The organism is Pectobacterium brasiliense (assembly GCF_016950255.1).
Taxonomy (GTDB): domain Bacteria; phylum Pseudomonadota; class Gammaproteobacteria; order Enterobacterales; family Enterobacteriaceae; genus Pectobacterium; species Pectobacterium brasiliense.
Window position 1 is genome coordinate 941,692 of record NZ_JACGFN010000001.1, and the last position, 19,234, is coordinate 960,925.

Here is a 19,234-nt window from a genome sequence, read left to right on the forward strand (position 1 = left end):
ATCAGCCTCCCGAGCAAAGACGCAGTGCTGCGTTGACAATGCCCGTCGCGTCCAGCCCGTGATGCGCTCGCATCGCGCTCCGATCGGCGGCAATCGCGTATTGACCATCGGGAATTCCCAACCGCACAAGAGGAATTCCGCTGCCCGCTTCCGCCAGCACTTCCGCGACCAGACTGCCTGCACCGCCGTTGACGTTATGTTCCTCGACTGTGATGACTCGAGGTGTTTCACTCAGAATTTCAAGCAATTGCTGAGTATTGCACGGGCGGATAGAGGAAAGATTAACCACCGTAGCGGAAAGTCCTTTTTCTGCTAATAATTCAGCCGACGTCACAATTTCATGCACGGTCGACCCCAACCCGACCAGCGTGATATCGCGACCTTTGCGCAGCACATCGATCTGCCCCGGCACAAAGCGATACCGCTCATCGTGCAAGGCAGGCAGCGGTTTCCCATCGAGGCGGATATAGACCGGCCCCTGATGTTCAAACGCATAATCGATAATCTGACGGCACTCTTCCGGGCTGGACGGCGCATAGATCTCAATATTGCCAAACCCTCTCAGCACCGCGATGTCGTCAATACTGTGGTGCGTGCTGGCGAGCGGGCCATAGCTACAGCCGGCATTCAGCCCGAATAGCTTGACGTTGCTGTTGTTGTAACAGACGTCGACTTTGAGCTGTTCATTCGCACGGGAGATCAAAAACGGAGCTGCGTTACAGGTCACTGCAATCTTGCCGCCGATGGACAGCCCTACCGCCGTCCCCACCATGGTTTGTTCTGCGATTCCCACGTTGACGATGCGGTCGGGGAAACGCTGTATGAACGGTGAAATCTTCGCCGTAGAGGTCGAATCCGCCAACACCGGAACTAAATCAATCCCCTGTTCGACGGCCTTGATGAACTGCTCGACCATGACGGTTGCCAGATGCTCTGCGTTACTCATCTTTTAATTCCTCCAGCGCCAGTGCAATTTCCTCGCCTTTCGGCACGCGGTGATGCCACTCAGCCCGCCCCTGAATAAACGACACGCCCGCGCCTTTTTCCGTATTCGCAATCACCACATTCGGTTTGCCGTTGCGCGGCAGGTTCTCCAGCGTTTCCACCACCGAGCACATGTCATTACCCGCGCATTCTGTGACCTGTAGGCCAAAAGCCTGCCACTTTTCCGCCAGCGGATCGGTGTTCATGATGGAGCAGGTCGTTCCCGCCAGTTGCAGCTTGTTCTTGTCGTTGATGATGATCAGGTTATCCAGTTGGTAATGCGCCGCTGCCAGCGCCGCTTCCCAGTTACTGCCTTCCGCCAGTTCACCATCCCCCGTCAGGACAAATACCCGACGCGGGCTGTTATCGCGCTTCGCCGCCAGCGCAATGCCGACAGCAACCGGCAGCCCGTGCCCTAGCGCGCCGGTGTTCAGTTCAATCCCCGGCGTTTTATGCTTGACCGGATGCCCCGGCAAATGTGAGTCGGGGTGCTGATAGGTCTCCAGCCACGCTTCTGGGAAATAGCCCGCTTCCGCCAGACAGCAGTAATAGCCGCCGACCGCATGACCTTTTGACTGGATGTAAATATCCCGCTGCGGATCCTGAAGGCGATCCGGTGCGCAGTTCAGAATGCGAAAATACAGCGCTGTCAGTATCTCAACCTGTGACAGGTCGGCGCCCGTGTGCCCGCCAGCCGGGCTATTGGCATTCAGATGAATAATGCGGCGACGAATGGCGCGGGCTTTATGCGTCAGCGCCTCCACCGACAATGCGTACGGATTCATACTTCACCTCGCTTGAATTTTTACCCAAAAACGAATATTTATTCATATCAAATCAAAAAAAATTGCGCTCAAATTGGGCCGCGGTATGACTACCGACATCGCTCTCGCCACAACTCAACGCCCCGTGCTAGTTACTCTTAACTATGTCCCTTCCGCCGCGACCTTCTGTGACACAATGGCGGCCTTGTGCTGCATACGATTTTGCATCTGGTCGATAATCACCGCCACAATGATGACGATGCCTTTAATCACCATCTGCCAGAATTCACTTACGCCCATCATCACCAGCCCGTCGGCAAGAATCCCGATAACAAACGCGCCAATTAGCGTGCCCAGAATCGTGCCACGTCCGCCTGCCAGCGACGTTCCACCGAGCACCACAGCAGCAATCGCGTTCATCTCAAAAGCAGTGCCAGTTGCTGGATGGCTGGCGACCAACTGAGACGACACAACGATGCCCGCGATAGCGGCGCAGAAGCCGGAAATGGTGTAAACCCAGACTTTGACCTGACGCACTTTGACACCGGAAAGTTCAGCGGCACGTTCGTTGTCACCAATCGCATAGACATGGCGGCCGAACGGCAGGCGGCGCGCCACGTAGGCAATCACTACGGCCAGCACCAGCATCAGCCAGATGGCCAGCGGTAATCCCAGGATCGTGGCGGAGCCAATCAGCTCAAAACCCGTGTTGCCCAACTGCGGGTTACCGCCCAGGCTGGGGAACGTTTCCCCTCCGGAAATCAGCATCGATGCCCCACGCACGATGTACATCGTTCCGAGCGTGCAGATAAAGGGCGCAACGTTATACCGCGTGATGATCCAGCCGTTGATGGCACCAATGAGCGCGCCAATCAGCAGCACGACAGGCACGATGACCCACACGCTGGGGAAAATCGCGACGCCGAACATGGGCAGCACAATTCCCTGAGTAATCATGTAGCCCGCCACCATGCCGCACAGCCCTAACGTGGCACCGATTGACAGGTCAATCCCGGCGGTGATGATGACAAACGTGATCCCCAGCGCCAGAAACGCATTGATGGCAATGTGCTTCACCATGATGATCAGGCTGCCTGTGGCCAAAAATCCGGGCACAGTGAAGGCAAAGAACCCCAGAATCAGGAACAGCGCGATAAACGTGCGCAGCCTGAGAATCAACAGCAGGATGCTCTCTCGTGAGCGTACAAACTTACCCGGAGATAGCGCGCCTGACGCCGCCGGAAGGTGAGTCGTTTTCATGTCAGAACCCTTGTGCACTTGCCGAAACCAATGCCGACTCGCTGGCCGACTGACGCACGATATTCGCCGTCAGCTTGCCATTCGACATCACCAAAATACGGTCCGATACCGCCATAATTTCTTTCAGATCCGAGGTGGAAAACAGCACGCCGATGCTCTGTTCCGACAGCCCGACCATCATTTCAAATACGTCGGCTTTGGCACCCACATCGATGCCACGCGTGGGTTCATCCAGCAGCAGGACTTTGGGGCTGGTCAGCAACGAGCGGCCAATCACCACTTTTTGCTGATTGCCGCCGCTGAGCGCCTGAATTTCCACCTCGGGCGAAGAGACTTTGATCGCCAATTGTCCAATCGTGCTGGCAACCACCTCCTGCTCTTGCCGCTGGAAGATCGCCATGCCGTATTTCAGCCGCCGCCACAGGCTGGCGATGGTGAGATTGGAAGCCACCGACGAGAGTGGAAAGATGCCGGTTTTCTTGCGATCTTCCGGCACCAGACTCATGCCCATACGAATGCGCTGCGCGGTAGATAGCCGCGAATTAACCGGTTTGCTATCGAGATAAATTTTGCCCAGATAATCATTCTGAATACCCAGCAGACACTCGAAGAGTTCGGTACGACCCGCCCCCATCAGCCCATAAATGCCGACGATTTCCCCTTCACGCACCATCAGCGACACATCATTGACCACCTGATGCCCGGCATCATTGAGGCAGGTAAGGTGTTCCGCTTCCAGCACGGGCGCACCAAACGTTCTGCCCGGATGCAGAAAACTGGTGACAGGGTCACCGCCGAGCATTTCCCGCACGATCCACGGTACGTCGATGTCGCTAACGGCCGCCTCTGCCTGAAAACACCCGTCGCGCAGGATGGTGATGTAGTCACCAATCGCCATCAGTTCTTCCAGCCGGTGTGAAATGTAGATAATCGACACGTTCTGGCGAGTCAGCTCGCGGATCACACGGAACAGAATCTCTACCTCCGTTTTGCTCAGCGCAGAGGTGGGTTCGTCCAGAATCAGAATGTCAGCCTGATCCGCCAGCGCTTTGGCGATTTCCACCAGTTGCTGCTGACCGACTTTCAGGCTGGCAACCTCGGTACGCGGCGAAATATCCTGATCGAGACGCGCCATCAACTCCGCCGCAATTCGCTCCTGCGCCAGATAGTCGATAGGCGCAACGCCCTTTTGCAGTTCCCGCCCCAGGAAGATATTCTCCGCCACGCTCAGGTTCTCGGACAGGTTGAGTTCCTGATGCACCATGCCGATGCCTTTTGCCGCCGCATCACGCGTATCCGCGATGCGCACCGCTTCGCCATTCAGCAGAATCTGACCGGACGTCGGCTGCTGCACGCCGGCCAAAATCTTCATCAGCGTCGATTTACCCGCCCCGTTCTCACCGATAATCACGTTGACCTTGCCGCGATACACGTTGTAATCGACGTTATCCAGCGCTTTAGTACCGGGAAACAGCATGGTGATGCCGCGGGTCGCCATCACGATATCGGGTCGGTTCACCGCGTTTGATTGCGGAGAAGTGTCTGGTTTTTCCATCACTGCGCCCCTCCGCCACTCGTTTCGGTCAGGTTTAACGTCATCGGCACCGCTTCGCTGATGCCCTGCTTGGTTATCACCAATGCCGCCAGTACGTTAACGGACTTACCCTGCACGTCCGCATCCAGCTCCGGCAATGACGCGAGCGCTTTGTTATTCAGCGCGCGAGCCAGTTGGGCAAACTGAACCTGATTTTTGAAGTCATCAAAGCGAATAAACCCAGCCGCATCGCGAATGGCATTGCCTTTAACGATGGGCCCAAGTTGAAGCGTGACGGCGTCACCTTGCACATCAAGCGTCAATTTTCCTTCGCGACTTTCCCGGTCAATCCCGCTGACCGTGCCCTGAAGCCGTGCGTAGACAGCTTTACGCCCTGAATCCTCCAGCGCAGCCTGCGTTTTCTTCACCTCGTCCCAGGACAACGCCTGCTGCTGCGTGGTTGGGAGCAGCGTTGGCTGCCACAGCGCCGTCGCGATGTTCTCTGGCGTCATGGTGCTATAGCTCGGCGTAGCCGCTGGGTCGATCGGAATGATCGGTTTACCGTTTTCATCCAGATCGACCACCGTACAGGCCGACAGCAGCAAGGCGCAGAGCCCAATCCAGCAGGCGCGGCATCGTTCATCGAACAGCATAACGACTCCTTTATCAGCAGGAGCTGACGCTCCTGTCGCCTTAATTACGGTTTCAACGCAAAGGTGTTCAGTTTGGTCGCGTTAGATTCGTCGATCAGAATGCAGTCCATCAGCTGTTTCTCTTCATGCTGTGCCTTGCCGTTCTTCAGGTAGTAATCTGCCTGTTCGACCGCCATCTGCGCCTGTTGCCAGCCGGGTTGCAGCACCGTGGCCTTGATATTGCCTTTATTGATGATGGAATCGCGCACGTAGTCGCTGCCGTCAAAGCCCACCACAATCACGTCATGACGCCCCGCCGCTTTCAGCGCCGCTTCCGCCCCCAGCGCCATGGTGTCGTTGCCGGAAATCACGCCGGTGATATCCGGATTTGCCTGCAAAATGGCTTCCATGCGGGTAAAGGCTTCAGTCTGGCTCCAGTTCGCCGTTTGTCTGGCGACGCGCTTCATGTCGCTATATTGGTCGATCACATCGTGGTAGCCCTGCGAACGGACGTGCGCATTGGTGTCTGATTCGCGGCCAATCAGCTCGACGTATTTGCCTTTCTGTCCCATTAGCTCGACGAATTTCTCCGCACCGAGCTGTGCGCCCTGATAGTTATTGGAAACGATCTGCGCCACGGCCACGCCGGTTTCATTGATTTCACGATCGATCAGGAAAGCGGGAATACCGGCAGCTTTCGCTTTTTTCAACGGGCCAATGGTCGCATCAGCCCCGGCATTATCCAGAATGATGGCTTTCGCCTTTCGGGCAATGGCGGTTTCAATCAGCTGATTTTGCTTGCTTACATCATCATCATGCGATGCCACCAGCGTGGTGTAGCCCAGTTCGATGGCTTTGGTTCTGGCACCTTCGGCTTCGGCTTTAAAGAATGGGTTATCGTGTGAAGGGGTAATTATGGCGATCAACCCGTTATCTGCGGCGAATGCACCGGCAGAGAAGGAAAACATGACGGCCAGCAGGGAGGATTTCAGACGGTAAGGTTTCATTGTTATTCTCCTGTTTGAATATATATTCAATATTGAATTAACATTCAAATGCAGTTTTGCAACCAACCGAAAAATTGTCCAACAGCAAAAACAGGAATAGCGAAGCAGCTCACAAATTGTTTACATTTTGCGCGAGGAGATAGCGGTGAGAATTGGGAAAAACAGAGACGAGAGGGATAAAAAATTTCCGGGAGCAATTTTTAACGTTGCGTCAGCAACGGCCAGCAGGGTGACGGACAAGGAGTCCGTCATAAAAATGCGGATGACCGAGGTCATCCGCAGGGTACGCACTACAGGGGATTATCTATGGAGTACAACCTACAGCAACTCAAAGGCTACGAGGATTTATTTTCGGCGGCATCCTCCTCCGCCTGTTCTTTAATTTCTTCATATTGGAGCGAGAGCGGTCCGCACCAGCGCTGCGCCATCCAACTGGCGACCACCACCAGCAGCCAGCTAATTAACGTCGCCACCACCAAATCCTGCGGCCAATGCATGCCGAGTACCAGACGGCTACCCATAACGCCGCTGGCCCACAGCATCAGGATCACCACCGTTTTATAATGTCGACGTGCCCACAGCAGCCCAACCCCCAGCAGCGCCCAGGTTGCAGCAAACATGGTGTGCCCGGAGGGGAAAGCAAAGCCCGTTTCAAACTGCCAGTGGCTGCGCAGCCATTGTGGAATCTGCGCCTGGTCCTGCAACTGTGTTTTCACCAGTTCCGAACGCTCATTACGCGGCAGCGAATAGAAATAGCTGTCGTCCACCTGATGATTTTTCTCCAGCCAGACGACATAGGGCCGTGATTCCTGCACCCACTCTTTAATAGCCGATTTGATCCCCTGCCCAATCAGCACCGTAATCGCCATGATGACCAACAGGCCGAGCGCAGGTTTCAGGCGAAAACGCAGACACCAGAGAAACCAGATGCTGAGCACGATGCTGGTCAGAATGCCCCACGGCGATGTCACCGTTTCGGTAATCCAGAAGAGTACGCGTAACCAGAGTCCGTCGTACTCCGGTTGCCACTGCCAACCGCTCATCCAGATAATCATTGGCATAATCAGTAATAGCGCTGCGCCAATAGTTGTTCGTCTGGCAATTTCGTACATAATTTCTTCCCATAATTCAGCATGATGCTATGCAACAAAACTTTCACAATTCTATCAGAAAATCCGACACGAACTGTCAGTATGGCGTAAAATAGCGCTCAGTTCTGTCAACAAACCTGAAACCAGACGGTAGTCAGGCCACGTTGTAATTCAATTTTTGTGATGTTCTTAAACAGGCTTTTTTGCTGGTCAAGCGCGATAGGTCGCAGTAGGATTCGCCTCAGCATTCTTGTTTGTGGACACAGCGTTTTATGGACACAGCTTTTTGGATACAGATTTTTTGGAGAAAAGTATGCAGCTAAAACGGGTGGCGGAAGCCAAGTTGCCCACCCCGTGGGGCGATTTCCTGATGGTAGGTTTCGAAGAGATCGCCACAGGCCACGATCACCTCGCTCTGGTTTATGGTGATATTTCCGGTTCAGTTCCCGTACTCGCCCGCGTGCACTCCGAGTGTCTGACGGGGGATGCCCTGTTTAGCCTGCGCTGCGACTGTGGTTTCCAGCTTGAAGCGGCACTGAGCCACATCGCCGAAGAAGGCCGCGGCGTGCTGCTATACCACCGTCAGGAAGGCCGTAATATTGGGCTGCTCAATAAGATCCGCGCTTATGCGTTGCAGGATCTAGGAGCTGATACGGTGGAAGCCAATCATCAGCTTGGGTTCGCCGCCGACGAGCGCGATTTCACGCTGTGCGCCGACATGTTCAAGCTGCTCGACGTTGATGAAGTTCGCCTGCTGACGAATAACCCGCAGAAAGTGAAAATACTCAACGAAGCAGGCATCAATATCGTTGAGCGCGTGCCATTAATCGTCGGGCGCAACCCGAAGAATGAGAACTATCTGGCAACCAAAGCTGCCAAAATGGGGCACCTGCTGGATATGAAGTAACGATCCTGCTTCACGTCAGGATCGTTTCTTCCATGCTGACAGCCGGTTTTTAGCCGGCTGTTTTATTGGGATCAGTGCTTGAGGATGTACATGTCTTGCGTGTAATAATCACCACGCACATTAGGGGAAAAACCACCGATGTAGGTCTTAACCATCTGTGGCTGGACATAGTAGTAGATGGGCAACAAAGGGACGTTGCTATCTAAAATATCCGAAGCTTGTTGATAAATAGTCTCTTTTTCCTGCTTATCCTTCGCCGTCAGCGCCTTTTTCAACAACGCATCATATTGTGCATTACCGAATTTACCGTTGTTGTTGCTGTCATTCGTTTCCAGCGTATTCAAGAACGTACTGGCTTCGTTGTAATCCCCAGTCCAGGACTGTCTGACCACCTCAAAGTTACCGGTACGTACGGTATCCAGCATCGTTTTCCATTCCTGATTTTGCAATGTCACTTCCGACCCAAGATTTTTCTTCCACATTGAGCTGGCGGCAATTGCCACGCGTAAGTGCGACTCGGAGGTGTTGTAAAGCAGGTTGAATTTCAGCGGATGCTTGTCATCAAACCCAGCCTCTTTCAACAGTTTTTTCGCCTCGTCATTACGCTGCTGCTGCGTCCAGCTTGCCCACTCGGGATCCTTGCGCTGAAAGCCCCCTATATTTTTGGGAATCAAGCTGTAAGCAGGCGTCTGTCCCATACCTAGCACATTGTTTGCGATGATATTTTTATCCAAACTGAGATCCAGTGCGCGACGGACGCGGGGATCGTCAAAAGGGGCTTTTTGCGTATTGAAGCGATAAAAATAGGTTCCGATCTGTGGTGATACCTTCACCTCCTGCGGATACTCTTTTTTCAGCGATGCGAATTGAACGGGCGACAAAATACCCGTGACGTCAATTTCGCCGGATTTATAGCGATTCAGCTCCGCCGCCTGCGAGCTGATCGGCAGATACGTCACTTTGTTAATGACGGTATGCGCATTATCCCAATACTGACTATTGCGCTTGCCGACGATACGTTCGTTAACCACCCATTCGCTCAACGTATAGGGGCCGCTGCTGACGAAATTCCCGACCTGCGTCCAGTTATCAGGGTGTTTTTCAAGCACTGCTTTCGGCAGCGGGACCAGAATATGGTATGCCGACATTTCCAGGAAATACGACAGCGGGTGTTCCAGCGTGACCTCCACCGTGTGGCTGTCCAAGGCTTTCACACCCAGCGAATCCGGCGCTTTCTTGCCCGCCAGAATATCCGCCGCATTCTTCACATACATACTGGCAACGTAGGTGCCGTAAGGCGACAGCGTTTTAGGGTCGCTAAGGCGTCGCCAGCTGTACACCACATCATCCGCGGTAATTGGTGAACCATCGGACCATTTGGCATCAGGCCGCAGGTGGAACGTCCACACCGTGTTGTCTTTATTATCCCAGCGCTCGGCCAGTCGCGGCTGAATGGTGCCGTCATCGCCCACGCGAACCAAATTATCGAAGAAGTCGTTAATAATGTGGCCTTCTACATCGCTTTCCACCTTATGCGGATCCAACGACGCAGGCTCTGAGCCATTACCTCGTACCAGCTCTTGTTTATCCGCCAGTTCCACACCAGCAGGAACCTGAGCAGCAAAAGCCGATGTCATCGCGCCTGTTGCACACAGCGAGAGAAACAGCAGCGAGTGTTTAAAACGTTTTTTGATCAACTCATTCATATAACCTCCTGTTATATCCCCGGCATTCTTCAAGCGGCATTGGCGTCGTATTCGGGGCGTGGCTGGGCAATAGTTTTTACTTATTCCCCATGTAGTTAGCATCACAACAACCTAACCACAATTCGCCAGAGGATTCGAGTCTTTCATGTGGGAAAATGTGCGCTGGTGCGTTAGGGGTACTATAGGCTTTCTAGCCGCAAGGAACCCGCGTTACAGGGCTTGGATTAACGCTTCATTTTTAGCCGTTAATAGTCCAAGCTATAAGCCTACCTGGCTATAACAAATGGAGATTGTTATGGATAATCAAAAAGAGGGAAACTTGCGATTGCTTACGTCTGGTGAAATCAGGCTGGCTAAATCCATTTTTGGCGATTCAATCCACTACCACAAAGTTTGGATTCATCACGGCAGTTACCTTCCTTTCGACCTTCAAGATAAAAATACAGCCATGAGCCCAAATGGGGAACTGTACTTTCGTGCATGGTATAGCAACGATTTTTCCCTCACGAATATGTCCAACCAACACCTCTTTATTCATGAGATGAGCCATGTCTGGCAGCGTGAGCGAGGTATGAATGTCATATTTAGAGGCTTAGTAAGCTGGGCAGTGAGCTATCGCTACAAGCTTGGTCGTCACGCATTAAGATGCTACCCAATGGAGCAGCAGGCACAGATAATCGCTGATTATTTCGTTTTAAAAACCTACGGCTATCAAGCGTGGAAAATGCTGAGAGCGCGTGGAGATGTCACCCTTGATGGCGATATTTCTGAGACAGAAATACGGCAACAGTATCAAAAAGCCATGCAGTTCTTTCCCTGGAATTAACGATGACACTTACCGCAAAATTGCCTGCCTTTCTGCTTATCGCGGCGAGTTTTCTTCTTGTCGGTTGTCCCGGCTCAGGCGATCGATTACAGCCGGACGAATTGACATCAGTCAGACAAGCGGAAAACGATCTCTGTTTTTTAGTTAGCGATGCTCAGGATTATCAACCTACTCTTATCGCTATCAGCACAAGAACCGCTCAGCCACAGGAATGGGCGCTGTATGAAAATCCCAGCATCGTCGTTACACAAGGCGAACTGTGTATTCCTCGTTCTGTTTACCATTTTTTAGACGACAGGACATACGTCGTCAGGTATATCCTGCAATCGAAAAAACACAGCAATTCACGAAGAAGCATCGTCTCTGCGATAGCATTTACGAACGGCAGCGTTCGAAACGTACCGCTGAGGAAGGATGAAGCCGCTTATTATTGATGCACTCGTTCTTCTAGTTGAGCGAATCCACCGAGAGCAAGCCTCCTGCCCTCGGTGATCGGTCATGAAATTACAGCATATTGCGGATAACGTAGTGCAGGATGCCGTCGTTCTGGTAGTAAGTCAGTTCATTACGGGTATCGATACGACAGCGGGTGCTGATGGTCTGCGTGTTACCGCTGGTATCCGTGATGTTGACCTCAACTGTCGCCCCTGGCGTCAGCTGATTTAGCCCCGTAATCGAGATTTGCTCGTCGCCAGTTAATTGCAGCGTCTTACGCGTCACACCGTCAGGAAACTCCAGCGGCAGAATCCCCATCCCGATCAGGTTAGAACGGTGAATACGTTCAAACGATTCAGCAATCACCACGCGGACGCCCAGCAAACGCGGGCCTTTCGCGGCCCAGTCTCGGCTGGAGCCGGAGCCATACTCTTTACCAGCAAACAGTGCCAGCGGGACATTTTCGTCCTTGTAGCGCATCGCCGCATCATAGATCGTCATCTCATTCTGCGACGGGATGTGGCGGGTATAGCCGCCCTCTTTACCGGGCACCATTTCATTACGGATACGAATGTTGGCAAACGTCCCACGCATCATCACTTCGTGGTTACCACGCCGTGACCCGTAAGAGTTGAACTCCGCAGTTTCGACGCCGCGCTCCAGCAAATATTTCCCTGCCGGGCTATCGCGCTTGATATTGCCTGCTGGTGAGATATGGTCAGTTGTCACCGAATCGCCCAGCATCGCCAGAATGCGCGCGTTGTGGATATCCTGAACCGGCTCAGGCTCTTTCCCCATATCCAGGAAGAAAGGCGTCTGGCGAATATAGGTCGATTCTTCCGGCCATTGATAGGTAGGATTGTCGTCGACCTCAATATCTTGCCACTCCTGCGTGCCTTCAAACACGGCAGCATACTGTTTGTGGAACATGCCTGCGCTAACGTTCAATACCGCGTCCGCCACCGCTTTCGTCGACGGCCAAATATCTTTCAGGTAGACGGCTTTCCCGTCACGATCTTCACCCAGCGGTTCTTGCGTCAGATCGACGTTCATATTTCCTGCCAACGCATACGCGACCACCAGCGGCGGCGATGCCAGCCAGTTCGTCTTCACCAGCGGATGAATACGGCCTTCAAAGTTACGGTTGCCTGACAGCACTGCGCCGACCGTCAGATCGCCTTCTTTTATCGCGGCTTCAATCGCATCCGGCAGCGGGCCTGAGTTACCAATACAGGTGGTGCAGCCGTAGCCCACCAGATTGAATCCCAGCTCGTCGAGGAACGGTGTCAATCCCGCTTTAGCATAGTAATCCGTTACGACCCGCGAACCGGGTGCCAGCGAGGTCTTGACCCACGGCTTGGTTTTCAGACCGCGCTCTACGGCATTTTTTGCCAGCAGTCCGGCTGTCATCAGCACGCTCGGGTTAGAGGTATTGGTACAGGAGGTGATCGCGGCGATCACAACGGCTCCCTGCTGTAAACGGTGCGTTTCACCTTCCAGCGTGAATTCTTCATAGTCAGAACGGTTCTTCACCGTGCTGACTTCCAGCTCCCGACTGGCTTTAAAGGCTTCTGGCACGCCCGCTAAAGGCACGCGATCCTGCGGGCGTTTCGGCCCTGCCAGACTGGTTTCCACCGTCGACAAATCCAGCGCAAGCTGGCTGGTAAATACCGGTTCATCACCCGTATTGCGCCACAGCCCCTGCTGCTTACTGTAGGCTTCCACCAGCGCGATCTGTTCTTCCGCGCGGTTGGTCAACCGCATATAGTCGAGCGTGATTTGATCGATGGGGAAAAAGCCGCAGGTCGCACCATATTCCGGTGCCATGTTGGCGATGGTTGCGCGATCCGCCAGCGGCAGCGAATCCAGCCCATCGCCGTAAAATTCCACAAACTTACCGACCACGCCGTGTTTACGCAGCATCTGCGTGACTGTCAGGACCAGATCGGTTGCCGTAATCCCTTCGCGCATCTTGCCGCTTAGCTTGACGCCGACCACGTCAGGGATCAGCATCGACACAGGCTGCCCCAGCATCGCTGCCTCGGCCTCTATCCCGCCGACGCCCCAGCCGAGCACACCTAAACCGTTAATCATCGTGGTATGTGAATCGGTTCCCACCAGCGTATCCGGATAGGTAAACTGTTTGTCGCCCTGCTTTTCATACCAGATGGCCTTGGCGAGATACTCCAGATTCACCTGGTGGCAAATCCCGGTTCCCGGCGGCACGACGCTGAAGTAACTAAAGGCATTTTGCCCCCAGCGTAAAAACTCATAACGCTCACGGTTACGCGCCATTTCCAACTGCGTGTTATCCGTGAGTGCCTGACGATCGCCGAAGTGGTCAACCGTCACCGAGTGGTCAATCACCAGATCGACCGGCGACAGCGGGTTAACCTTATTCACATCGCCGCCCAGCCGTTTCACCGCCGCTCGCATTGCCGCCAGATCGACCACGGCAGGCACGCCGGTAAAGTCCTGCATCAATACACGCGCGGGACGATAGGCGATTTCCCGGTCAACATGGCCCGTCTTCAGCCAGTCAACGACCGCCTGAAGATCGTCCTGCTCTACCGTGTCGCCGTCCTGATGACGCAATAAATTCTCCAGCAGCACTTTGAGCGACTTCGGTAATTTATCGATGTTCCCAAGCGTTTTCGCCGCCTTCGACAGGCTGTAGTAATGGTAAACCTGCTTCTGTACCGTCAGTGTGTCCAGACAAGTGTCGCGAAGGTGTGATGACATGCTTCCTCCCAAATTAACTTGCTATTCGTTATTCTGTATCGGGCGATTAATTAATAACCAGCCTGAGCTTGCGGTCTTATTTAAAGATAACACAAACAAAAAATAACGTTTTTGTAACAATGCGATATGAACGCAGCGATAGCCGTTAGCTATTGAAAAGAAGCAAGTCAGAATAAACGCCAATGGGAACGTGAAGAGGATGGGAAACAGTCACGGCCGCGTACGGAGGAGAGTGAAGGGAAAAGAGAAAAACGGCCCGAAGGCCGCCTGTCTCAGTGTATTAACCTGACGTTAATTTAGACATTCCCGGCTGCCATCACTGGTGCTTCTTCGTCGGAATGCTCATGATCGGGTTCTTCCAGATCGTGGTTTCGCTCGAGCTTGGCCACAACTGCGGTCGCCATGCCGTTACCAATCACATTGGTCGCCGTGCGGCCCATATCCAGGAACTGATCGATACCAATAATCAGCAAAATGCCTGCTTCGGGTAAGCTGAACATCGGCAAGGTGGCTGCCACCACGACGACCGCGGCACGCGCCACGCCAGCCATACCTTTACTGGTGATCATCAGCGTCAACAGAATCAGGGTCTGCTCCGTCAAGCTTAAGTGGATATTGTAAGCCTGTGCGATAAACAGAATGGCAAAAGCCTGATAGATCATGGAACCAACAAGGTTAAAGGAATACCCCAACGGAAGTACAAAGCTGGTGATTTTTTTGGGAACGCCGAATTCACTCAGCGCTTCCATCGTTTTCGGATAGGCCGCTTCGCTGCTGGCCGTGGCAAACGCCAGCATGCTGGGTTCACGCAGCAGTTTGATCAGGCCCCAGGTTGCTTTCTTACCGAGGAACAGCGCACCAGCCCCGAACATGAGCCCCCATAGCAGCGCTAGACCAAGATAGAACTCACCAATGACTTTACCAAAGTCGAGAAGAAGCCCCAGACCTTCGGTCGTAATAGACGACGCCAACGAGGAAAATACGGCCAGAGGTGCTAACCGCATGACATAATCCGTCACCCGGAACATCACTTTCGCCAGTTCCTCTATCATCGATTCCATCGTGACAGCATGTTTATTCTGGCCTTTTACAAAAGCCAGCGCGGAACCGAAGAACATGGAGAACACCAAAATCTGCAATATTTCGTTATTCGCCATCGCTTCGACGATGCTGCGTGGAAATATATGGGCAATGAAACTTTTCAGTGTAAATCCACCGGTATTCACGCCGGTCTCTACCGCTATTGGTGTACTTGGAATGGCGAGATTCATTCCGACGCCTGGCTCGAAGATGTTTGCTAACATCATGCCAATAAAAAGAGAAACCACGGAAGAACAAATAAACCACACCATTGCCTTCAGCCCTATTCGGCCAACGGAAGAAGAGTTCCCCATGCTAGCAAGGCCAGAAACCAATGTGGCGAATACCAATGGCGCAATAATCATTTTTATCAGGCGAAGAAAAACATCGGTCACTAAATTAAAGTAGGATACGACCTCTTTGGCTTCCTGCTCCGTTAATAAAGAATGACAGGCGCCGCCGACAATAATCCCGAGAAGAATAGCCAAGGCTATAAAAAATAATAACCGGTTCTTTTTCATAGTAACCTCATGATAATGAATCGAATCAGACAATACGCACCATTAGCAAACATGAGCCGTCTAACGCATAGGCTACAGCATCCGATTTTTATCGGCGTATTCTCTGTGTCTTGATGTGGTGATAATAGTTACTCGGGGAGCGTATTTGTTTTTCCATCACTGATAGAAAAAATTTCGACGAGATATAACGTATTATTGGAAACGTCGCGGTTAATTAATATTGCACGCGCGCTACGAAAACCATTGGACATAACTACCCCTCATTTATTACATGCGATAAATAAAGGGGTATTCTAATCAACGTCACTTTTAAATAGTTCCCCTTCATATCTTTCCCTATTTATGTTTTTGAATATCCATTAGACGCTCACCATGGGGAAATAACTTAAATCGACGGTATCATGAAAAATACGAAACCTGTCACTAATGAAATTTTTCTTATCAACAGATTTAGTAATAATTAATTAACCGCTATAAATCATGCGTCGAAAAACGCCGCCCAAATCCCCCCTTTCTCCCATCTGCCTATCGCGATCTTGCCAACCCAGAAGTCGCCCTCACAATCCGTAATACTGCGGTTTCTGTCCCAGACAAAAGTGGCCTCTGTCACACGCGATGTGGCTTTACCGATCGCCGCCGTTAGCCTCCCTAAGATCGCCCCAGAATAACGTATTAATATTTGATTTCTCGTCGCAAAAATCGCCCAAATTTCACGCAAAAATCATACATAAGGAGTATTTTGCAAGAGGCCTCACACTCTCCCATTACGTTTTGTTGTAAAAAAACGACATGTCGTTATTCAACAATCATCAGCGCATGTGTTGATGGAAAAATAATAATAGGAAGGGGTTTCCATGAAACTGTTTTACAAAGCTGAAAGCAGTTCTCTTTTTACACACATTGTTTTGATCGAGTCTAAATTGGAATTCAAGCTGGAGAAGGTCAATCTGCGCACGAAAAAGACCGAGCGTGGAACCGACTATACGTTTATCAACCCGAAAGGGATGGTGCCAGCGTTAGAGCTGGATGATGGGTCTGTCCTGACTGAAGGTGTCGCTATTGCCGAGTACATTGCCGATCTGGTTCCGCACTGTAACCTTATCGCTCCGACTGGCAGTATGGCGCGCTACCATACGCTCGAGTGGCTGAATTATATTTCTGCTGAGCTGCACAAGACGTTTACGCCACTCTTCCGTCCCGGCACGCCGGAAACGTATAAAGAGCTGTTGATGGAGTATTTGCAGGTCAAATTCCGCTATATCAATCTGGTGTTGAGTGAACAGAACTATCTGGTCGCCAACCGCTTTAGTATCGCCGATGCGTATCTGTTTACCGTGATGCGTTGGGCGCAGTCGCTAAAACTGGATATGTTCCGCTACCCTGCTCTGGCGGCTTACCTCGACCATATTGCCGAACGCCCTTCCGTCGTTACCGCGCTTAAGGTTGAAAGGTTAAAAGGTTAGCATGCAATAACGCCCCGGTATTCGGGGCGTTATACGTTTTACGACAGGCGAATCGCCTGGAAGTGATGACGCGGATTAGCAATCCCATCCTGAGCCGCAACTAGTTGCAACTCATACTCGTTCATCTCTTTCGTCACCAGCATGACTTCATAGACCGCCGCCGTAGTGTGCTCCAGCGCTTTATCCAACGCCACGCCCTTCAGCAAGTTCACGAGCAGTAATCCACTGGTCAAATCGCCCACGCCGACAGGTTGACGTTCAAACTCTACCAGCGGGCGGCTGATGTGCCAGGCATCCGTCAGCGTCACCAGCAGCATTTCAAAGCTGTCTTCACGCGTAGCTGCGCGACTCAGGTGTTTTACCAGAACGATTTTTGGCCCTTTTGCACACAGGGCACGCGCGGTCTCTACGGCTTCGGCCACGTTATGCACGGTACGACCACCCAGCAGCTCTAGTTCAGGCAGATTCGGCGCGATAATGTCGGCCGCTAGCAGCGACTGCTGGCAGTGGAAATCAGACACACCGGGCGCGACGATACAGCCTTTCTCCGGCGTACCCATCACCGGATCGCAGAAGTACAGCGCATCAGGATTAGCCTCTTTCACCTGACGAACAATGCCCAGAATATGTTCCCCTTGCTCGGCGGAGCCGATATAGCCGCTCAACACCGCATTACAGGTCTTCAGTTTGTCGATGTTCGCAATTCCCTGCACCACCTCGGTCAGGTGGCTGGCGGGCATCACACACCCCGTCCAGTGACCGTATTGGGTATGATTAGAGAACTGCACCGTATTCAACGGCCAAACGTTTGCGCCCATCCGACGCATCGGAAACTCTGCCGCGCTGTTACCGGCATGACCAAAAACGACATGTGACTGGATGGAAAGTATATTTTTCATTAGCTATGACTCAGATCCTTGCCAGCGCCTGTGCGCCTCAACTTACAAGAAGAAAGGGAGCTAACGCTCCCTTATCGGTAATGCTTATGCTTTCCAGCAGATCAGGCAGTAGTGCTTTTTGCCGCGACGCAGCAAGGTGTAGCGATCAAACAGACGGTCGGCATCGCTGAAGGTATATTCAGGGTCAGCCTGTTTTTCGCCGTTAATGGTGACCGCATTCGAAGAGATCATCGTACGAGCCTGACCGCGTGACGGCACTAACTCAGCGCTGACCAATGCCTGTTGCAAATCCGCACCGTTTTCCAGTTCGATAATCGGCATACCATCCTGCGCCAGCTGCGCAAAGTCGTCCTGCGTCATATCCTGCAATGCGCCAGAGAACAGGCTTTGTGTAATACGACGAGCCGCTTCCAGACCTGCTTCGCCGTGAACCATACGGGTCACTTCTTCCGCCAGCACGTACTGCGCGCGTGGAGCTTTGCCACTGTTTTTGTCTTCTTCTTCCAGCGCATCGATATCTTCGAGGCTCATGAACGTGAAGAATTTCAGGAAGCGGTACACATCGGCATCCGCCGTGTTGACCCAGAACTGGTAGAATTTGTAAGGGCTGGTCTTGCTGGCATCCAGCCAGATCGCGCCGCCTTCCGTTTTACCGAATTTCGTCCCATCTGACTTGGTGATCAACGGCACAGTCAAACCGTAAACCTGTTTCTGGTTCATGCGGCGCGTCAAATCGATACCTGACGTGATGTTGCCCCACTGGTCAGAACCACCGATTTGCAGCTCGACATCATGCTGCTTGTTCAGCGAGGCAAAGTCGTACCCCTGCAACAGGTTGTAGGAAAACTCGGTGAACGAAATGCCGACGTCATCACGGTTTAAACGCTGTTTGACGGCTTCTTTGCTAATCATCTGATTAACGGAGAAGTGCTTGCCGATATCACGCAGGAAATCCAGCACATTCATACCGCCGAACCAATCGTAGTTATTGGCCGCGATCGCGCTGTTTTTACCACAGTCAAAATCAAGGAATGGGGAAACCTGACGACGAATCTTCTCTACCCACTCACCCACGGTTTCAGCTGTGTTCAGCTTACGTTCTGTGGCTTTAAAGCTTGGGTCACCGATCAGCCCCGTGGCACCGCCAACCAGCGCCACCGGCTTGTGGCCAGACAGCTGGAAGCGTTTCAGGCAGAGCAGCGGCACCAGATGCCCCAAATGCAAGCTGTCGGCGGTGGGATCAAAGCCGCAATACAGTGCAATTGGCCCTTGCGCCAGCCGCTCTGCTAACGCTTCCTCATCCGTCACCTGGGCAATCAAGCCCCGCTCTTGCAATTGTTTAATCAGGTTACTACTCGCCATCGATAACTCCATTTTTATAAA

At 52.5% G+C, this 19,234-nt stretch carries 16 protein-coding genes; 4 read left to right on the forward strand and 12 right to left on the reverse strand.

Going from position 1 to position 19,234, the window contains the following annotated elements:
• Nucleotide 1 precedes the first annotated feature (1 nt).
• From H4F65_RS04155 to pgpB, 7 genes are all read right to left on the reverse strand, one after another.
• Complete coding sequence (locus tag H4F65_RS04155; protein WP_010276665.1) at nt 2–946, reverse strand: transketolase family protein; 945 nt, start codon at nt 944–946, stop codon at nt 2–4.
• The gene (locus H4F65_RS04160) at nt 939–1,769 is read right to left on the reverse strand and encodes a transketolase (protein WP_010276663.1); all 831 of its coding nucleotides are present in this window, start codon (nt 1,767–1,769) and stop codon (nt 939–941) included. The genes H4F65_RS04155 and H4F65_RS04160 overlap by 8 nt, the downstream gene beginning before the upstream one ends.
• A gap of 141 nt (nt 1,770–1,910) precedes the next feature.
• Complete coding sequence (locus H4F65_RS04165) at nt 1,911–3,008, reverse strand: ABC transporter permease (protein WP_010276661.1); 1,098 nt, start codon at nt 3,006–3,008, stop codon at nt 1,911–1,913.
• 1 nt (nt 3,009) lies between these two features.
• The gene (locus H4F65_RS04170) at nt 3,010–4,563 is read right to left on the reverse strand and encodes a sugar ABC transporter ATP-binding protein (RefSeq protein ID WP_010276658.1); all 1,554 of its coding nucleotides are present in this window, start codon (nt 4,561–4,563) and stop codon (nt 3,010–3,012) included.
• Complete coding sequence (locus H4F65_RS04175; RefSeq protein ID WP_010276656.1) at nt 4,563–5,195, reverse strand: DUF2291 family protein; 633 nt, start codon at nt 5,193–5,195, stop codon at nt 4,563–4,565. The genes H4F65_RS04170 and H4F65_RS04175 overlap by 1 nt, the downstream gene beginning before the upstream one ends.
• A gap of 44 nt (nt 5,196–5,239) precedes the next feature.
• Nucleotides 5,240–6,181 (reverse strand): D-ribose ABC transporter substrate-binding protein, encoded by a 942-nt coding sequence (locus tag H4F65_RS04180; protein ID WP_010276654.1) that lies wholly within the window; start codon nt 6,179–6,181, stop codon nt 5,240–5,242.
• Nucleotides 6,182–6,516: 335 nt separating this feature from the next.
• Nucleotides 6,517–7,293, reverse strand: coding sequence for a phosphatidylglycerophosphatase B (pgpB, locus tag H4F65_RS04185; protein ID WP_010276652.1), 777 nt, complete (start codon nt 7,291–7,293; stop codon nt 6,517–6,519).
• A gap of 292 nt (nt 7,294–7,585) precedes the next feature.
• Here pgpB and ribA point away from each other — a divergent pair, with 292 nt between their 5' ends.
• Nucleotides 7,586–8,179, forward strand: coding sequence for a GTP cyclohydrolase II (ribA, locus tag H4F65_RS04190; RefSeq protein ID WP_010276651.1), 594 nt, complete (start codon nt 7,586–7,588; stop codon nt 8,177–8,179).
• A 71-nt stretch (nt 8,180–8,250) separates the two neighbouring features.
• Here ribA and H4F65_RS04195 read toward each other — a convergent pair whose 3' ends face one another.
• Nucleotides 8,251–9,885, reverse strand: coding sequence for an ABC transporter substrate-binding protein (locus H4F65_RS04195; protein WP_010276649.1), 1,635 nt, complete (start codon nt 9,883–9,885; stop codon nt 8,251–8,253).
• 295 nt (nt 9,886–10,180) lie between these two features.
• Between H4F65_RS04195 and H4F65_RS04200 the strand changes: the two genes are divergently transcribed.
• Nucleotides 10,181–10,711 carry a hypothetical protein gene (locus H4F65_RS04200; protein ID WP_010276646.1) on the forward strand — a complete coding sequence of 177 codons (531 nt, stop codon included), beginning with the start codon at nt 10,181–10,183 and terminating at the stop codon, nt 10,709–10,711.
• A gap of 2 nt (nt 10,712–10,713) precedes the next feature.
• Complete coding sequence (locus H4F65_RS04205; RefSeq protein ID WP_010276643.1) at nt 10,714–11,145, forward strand: putative T6SS immunity periplasmic lipoprotein; 432 nt, start codon at nt 10,714–10,716, stop codon at nt 11,143–11,145.
• 70 nt (nt 11,146–11,215) lie between these two features.
• Here H4F65_RS04205 and acnA read toward each other — a convergent pair whose 3' ends face one another.
• A complete protein-coding gene (acnA, locus tag H4F65_RS04210; protein WP_010276641.1) occupies nt 11,216–13,888 on the reverse strand; it encodes an aconitate hydratase AcnA in 2,673 nt (890 codons plus the stop codon).
• Nucleotides 13,889–14,184: 296 nt separating this feature from the next.
• Nucleotides 14,185–15,489 (reverse strand): dicarboxylate/amino acid:cation symporter, encoded by a 1,305-nt coding sequence (locus H4F65_RS04215; protein ID WP_010276638.1) that lies wholly within the window; start codon nt 15,487–15,489, stop codon nt 14,185–14,187.
• Nucleotides 15,490–16,343: 854 nt separating this feature from the next.
• On the opposite strand from H4F65_RS04215, the gene gstA reads away from it, so the two are divergent.
• The gene (gene gstA, locus H4F65_RS04220; RefSeq protein ID WP_010276635.1) at nt 16,344–16,952 is read left to right on the forward strand and encodes a glutathione transferase GstA; all 609 of its coding nucleotides are present in this window, start codon (nt 16,344–16,346) and stop codon (nt 16,950–16,952) included.
• 38 nt (nt 16,953–16,990) lie between these two features.
• Here the strand turns inward: gstA and pdxY are convergent, their stop codons facing one another.
• Complete coding sequence (pdxY, locus tag H4F65_RS04225) at nt 16,991–17,851, reverse strand: pyridoxal kinase PdxY (RefSeq protein WP_010276633.1); 861 nt, start codon at nt 17,849–17,851, stop codon at nt 16,991–16,993.
• An 84-nt stretch (nt 17,852–17,935) separates the two neighbouring features.
• Nucleotides 17,936–19,213, reverse strand: coding sequence for a tyrosine--tRNA ligase (tyrS, locus tag H4F65_RS04230; protein WP_010276628.1), 1,278 nt, complete (start codon nt 19,211–19,213; stop codon nt 17,936–17,938).
• Nucleotides 19,214–19,234 lie beyond the last annotated feature (21 nt).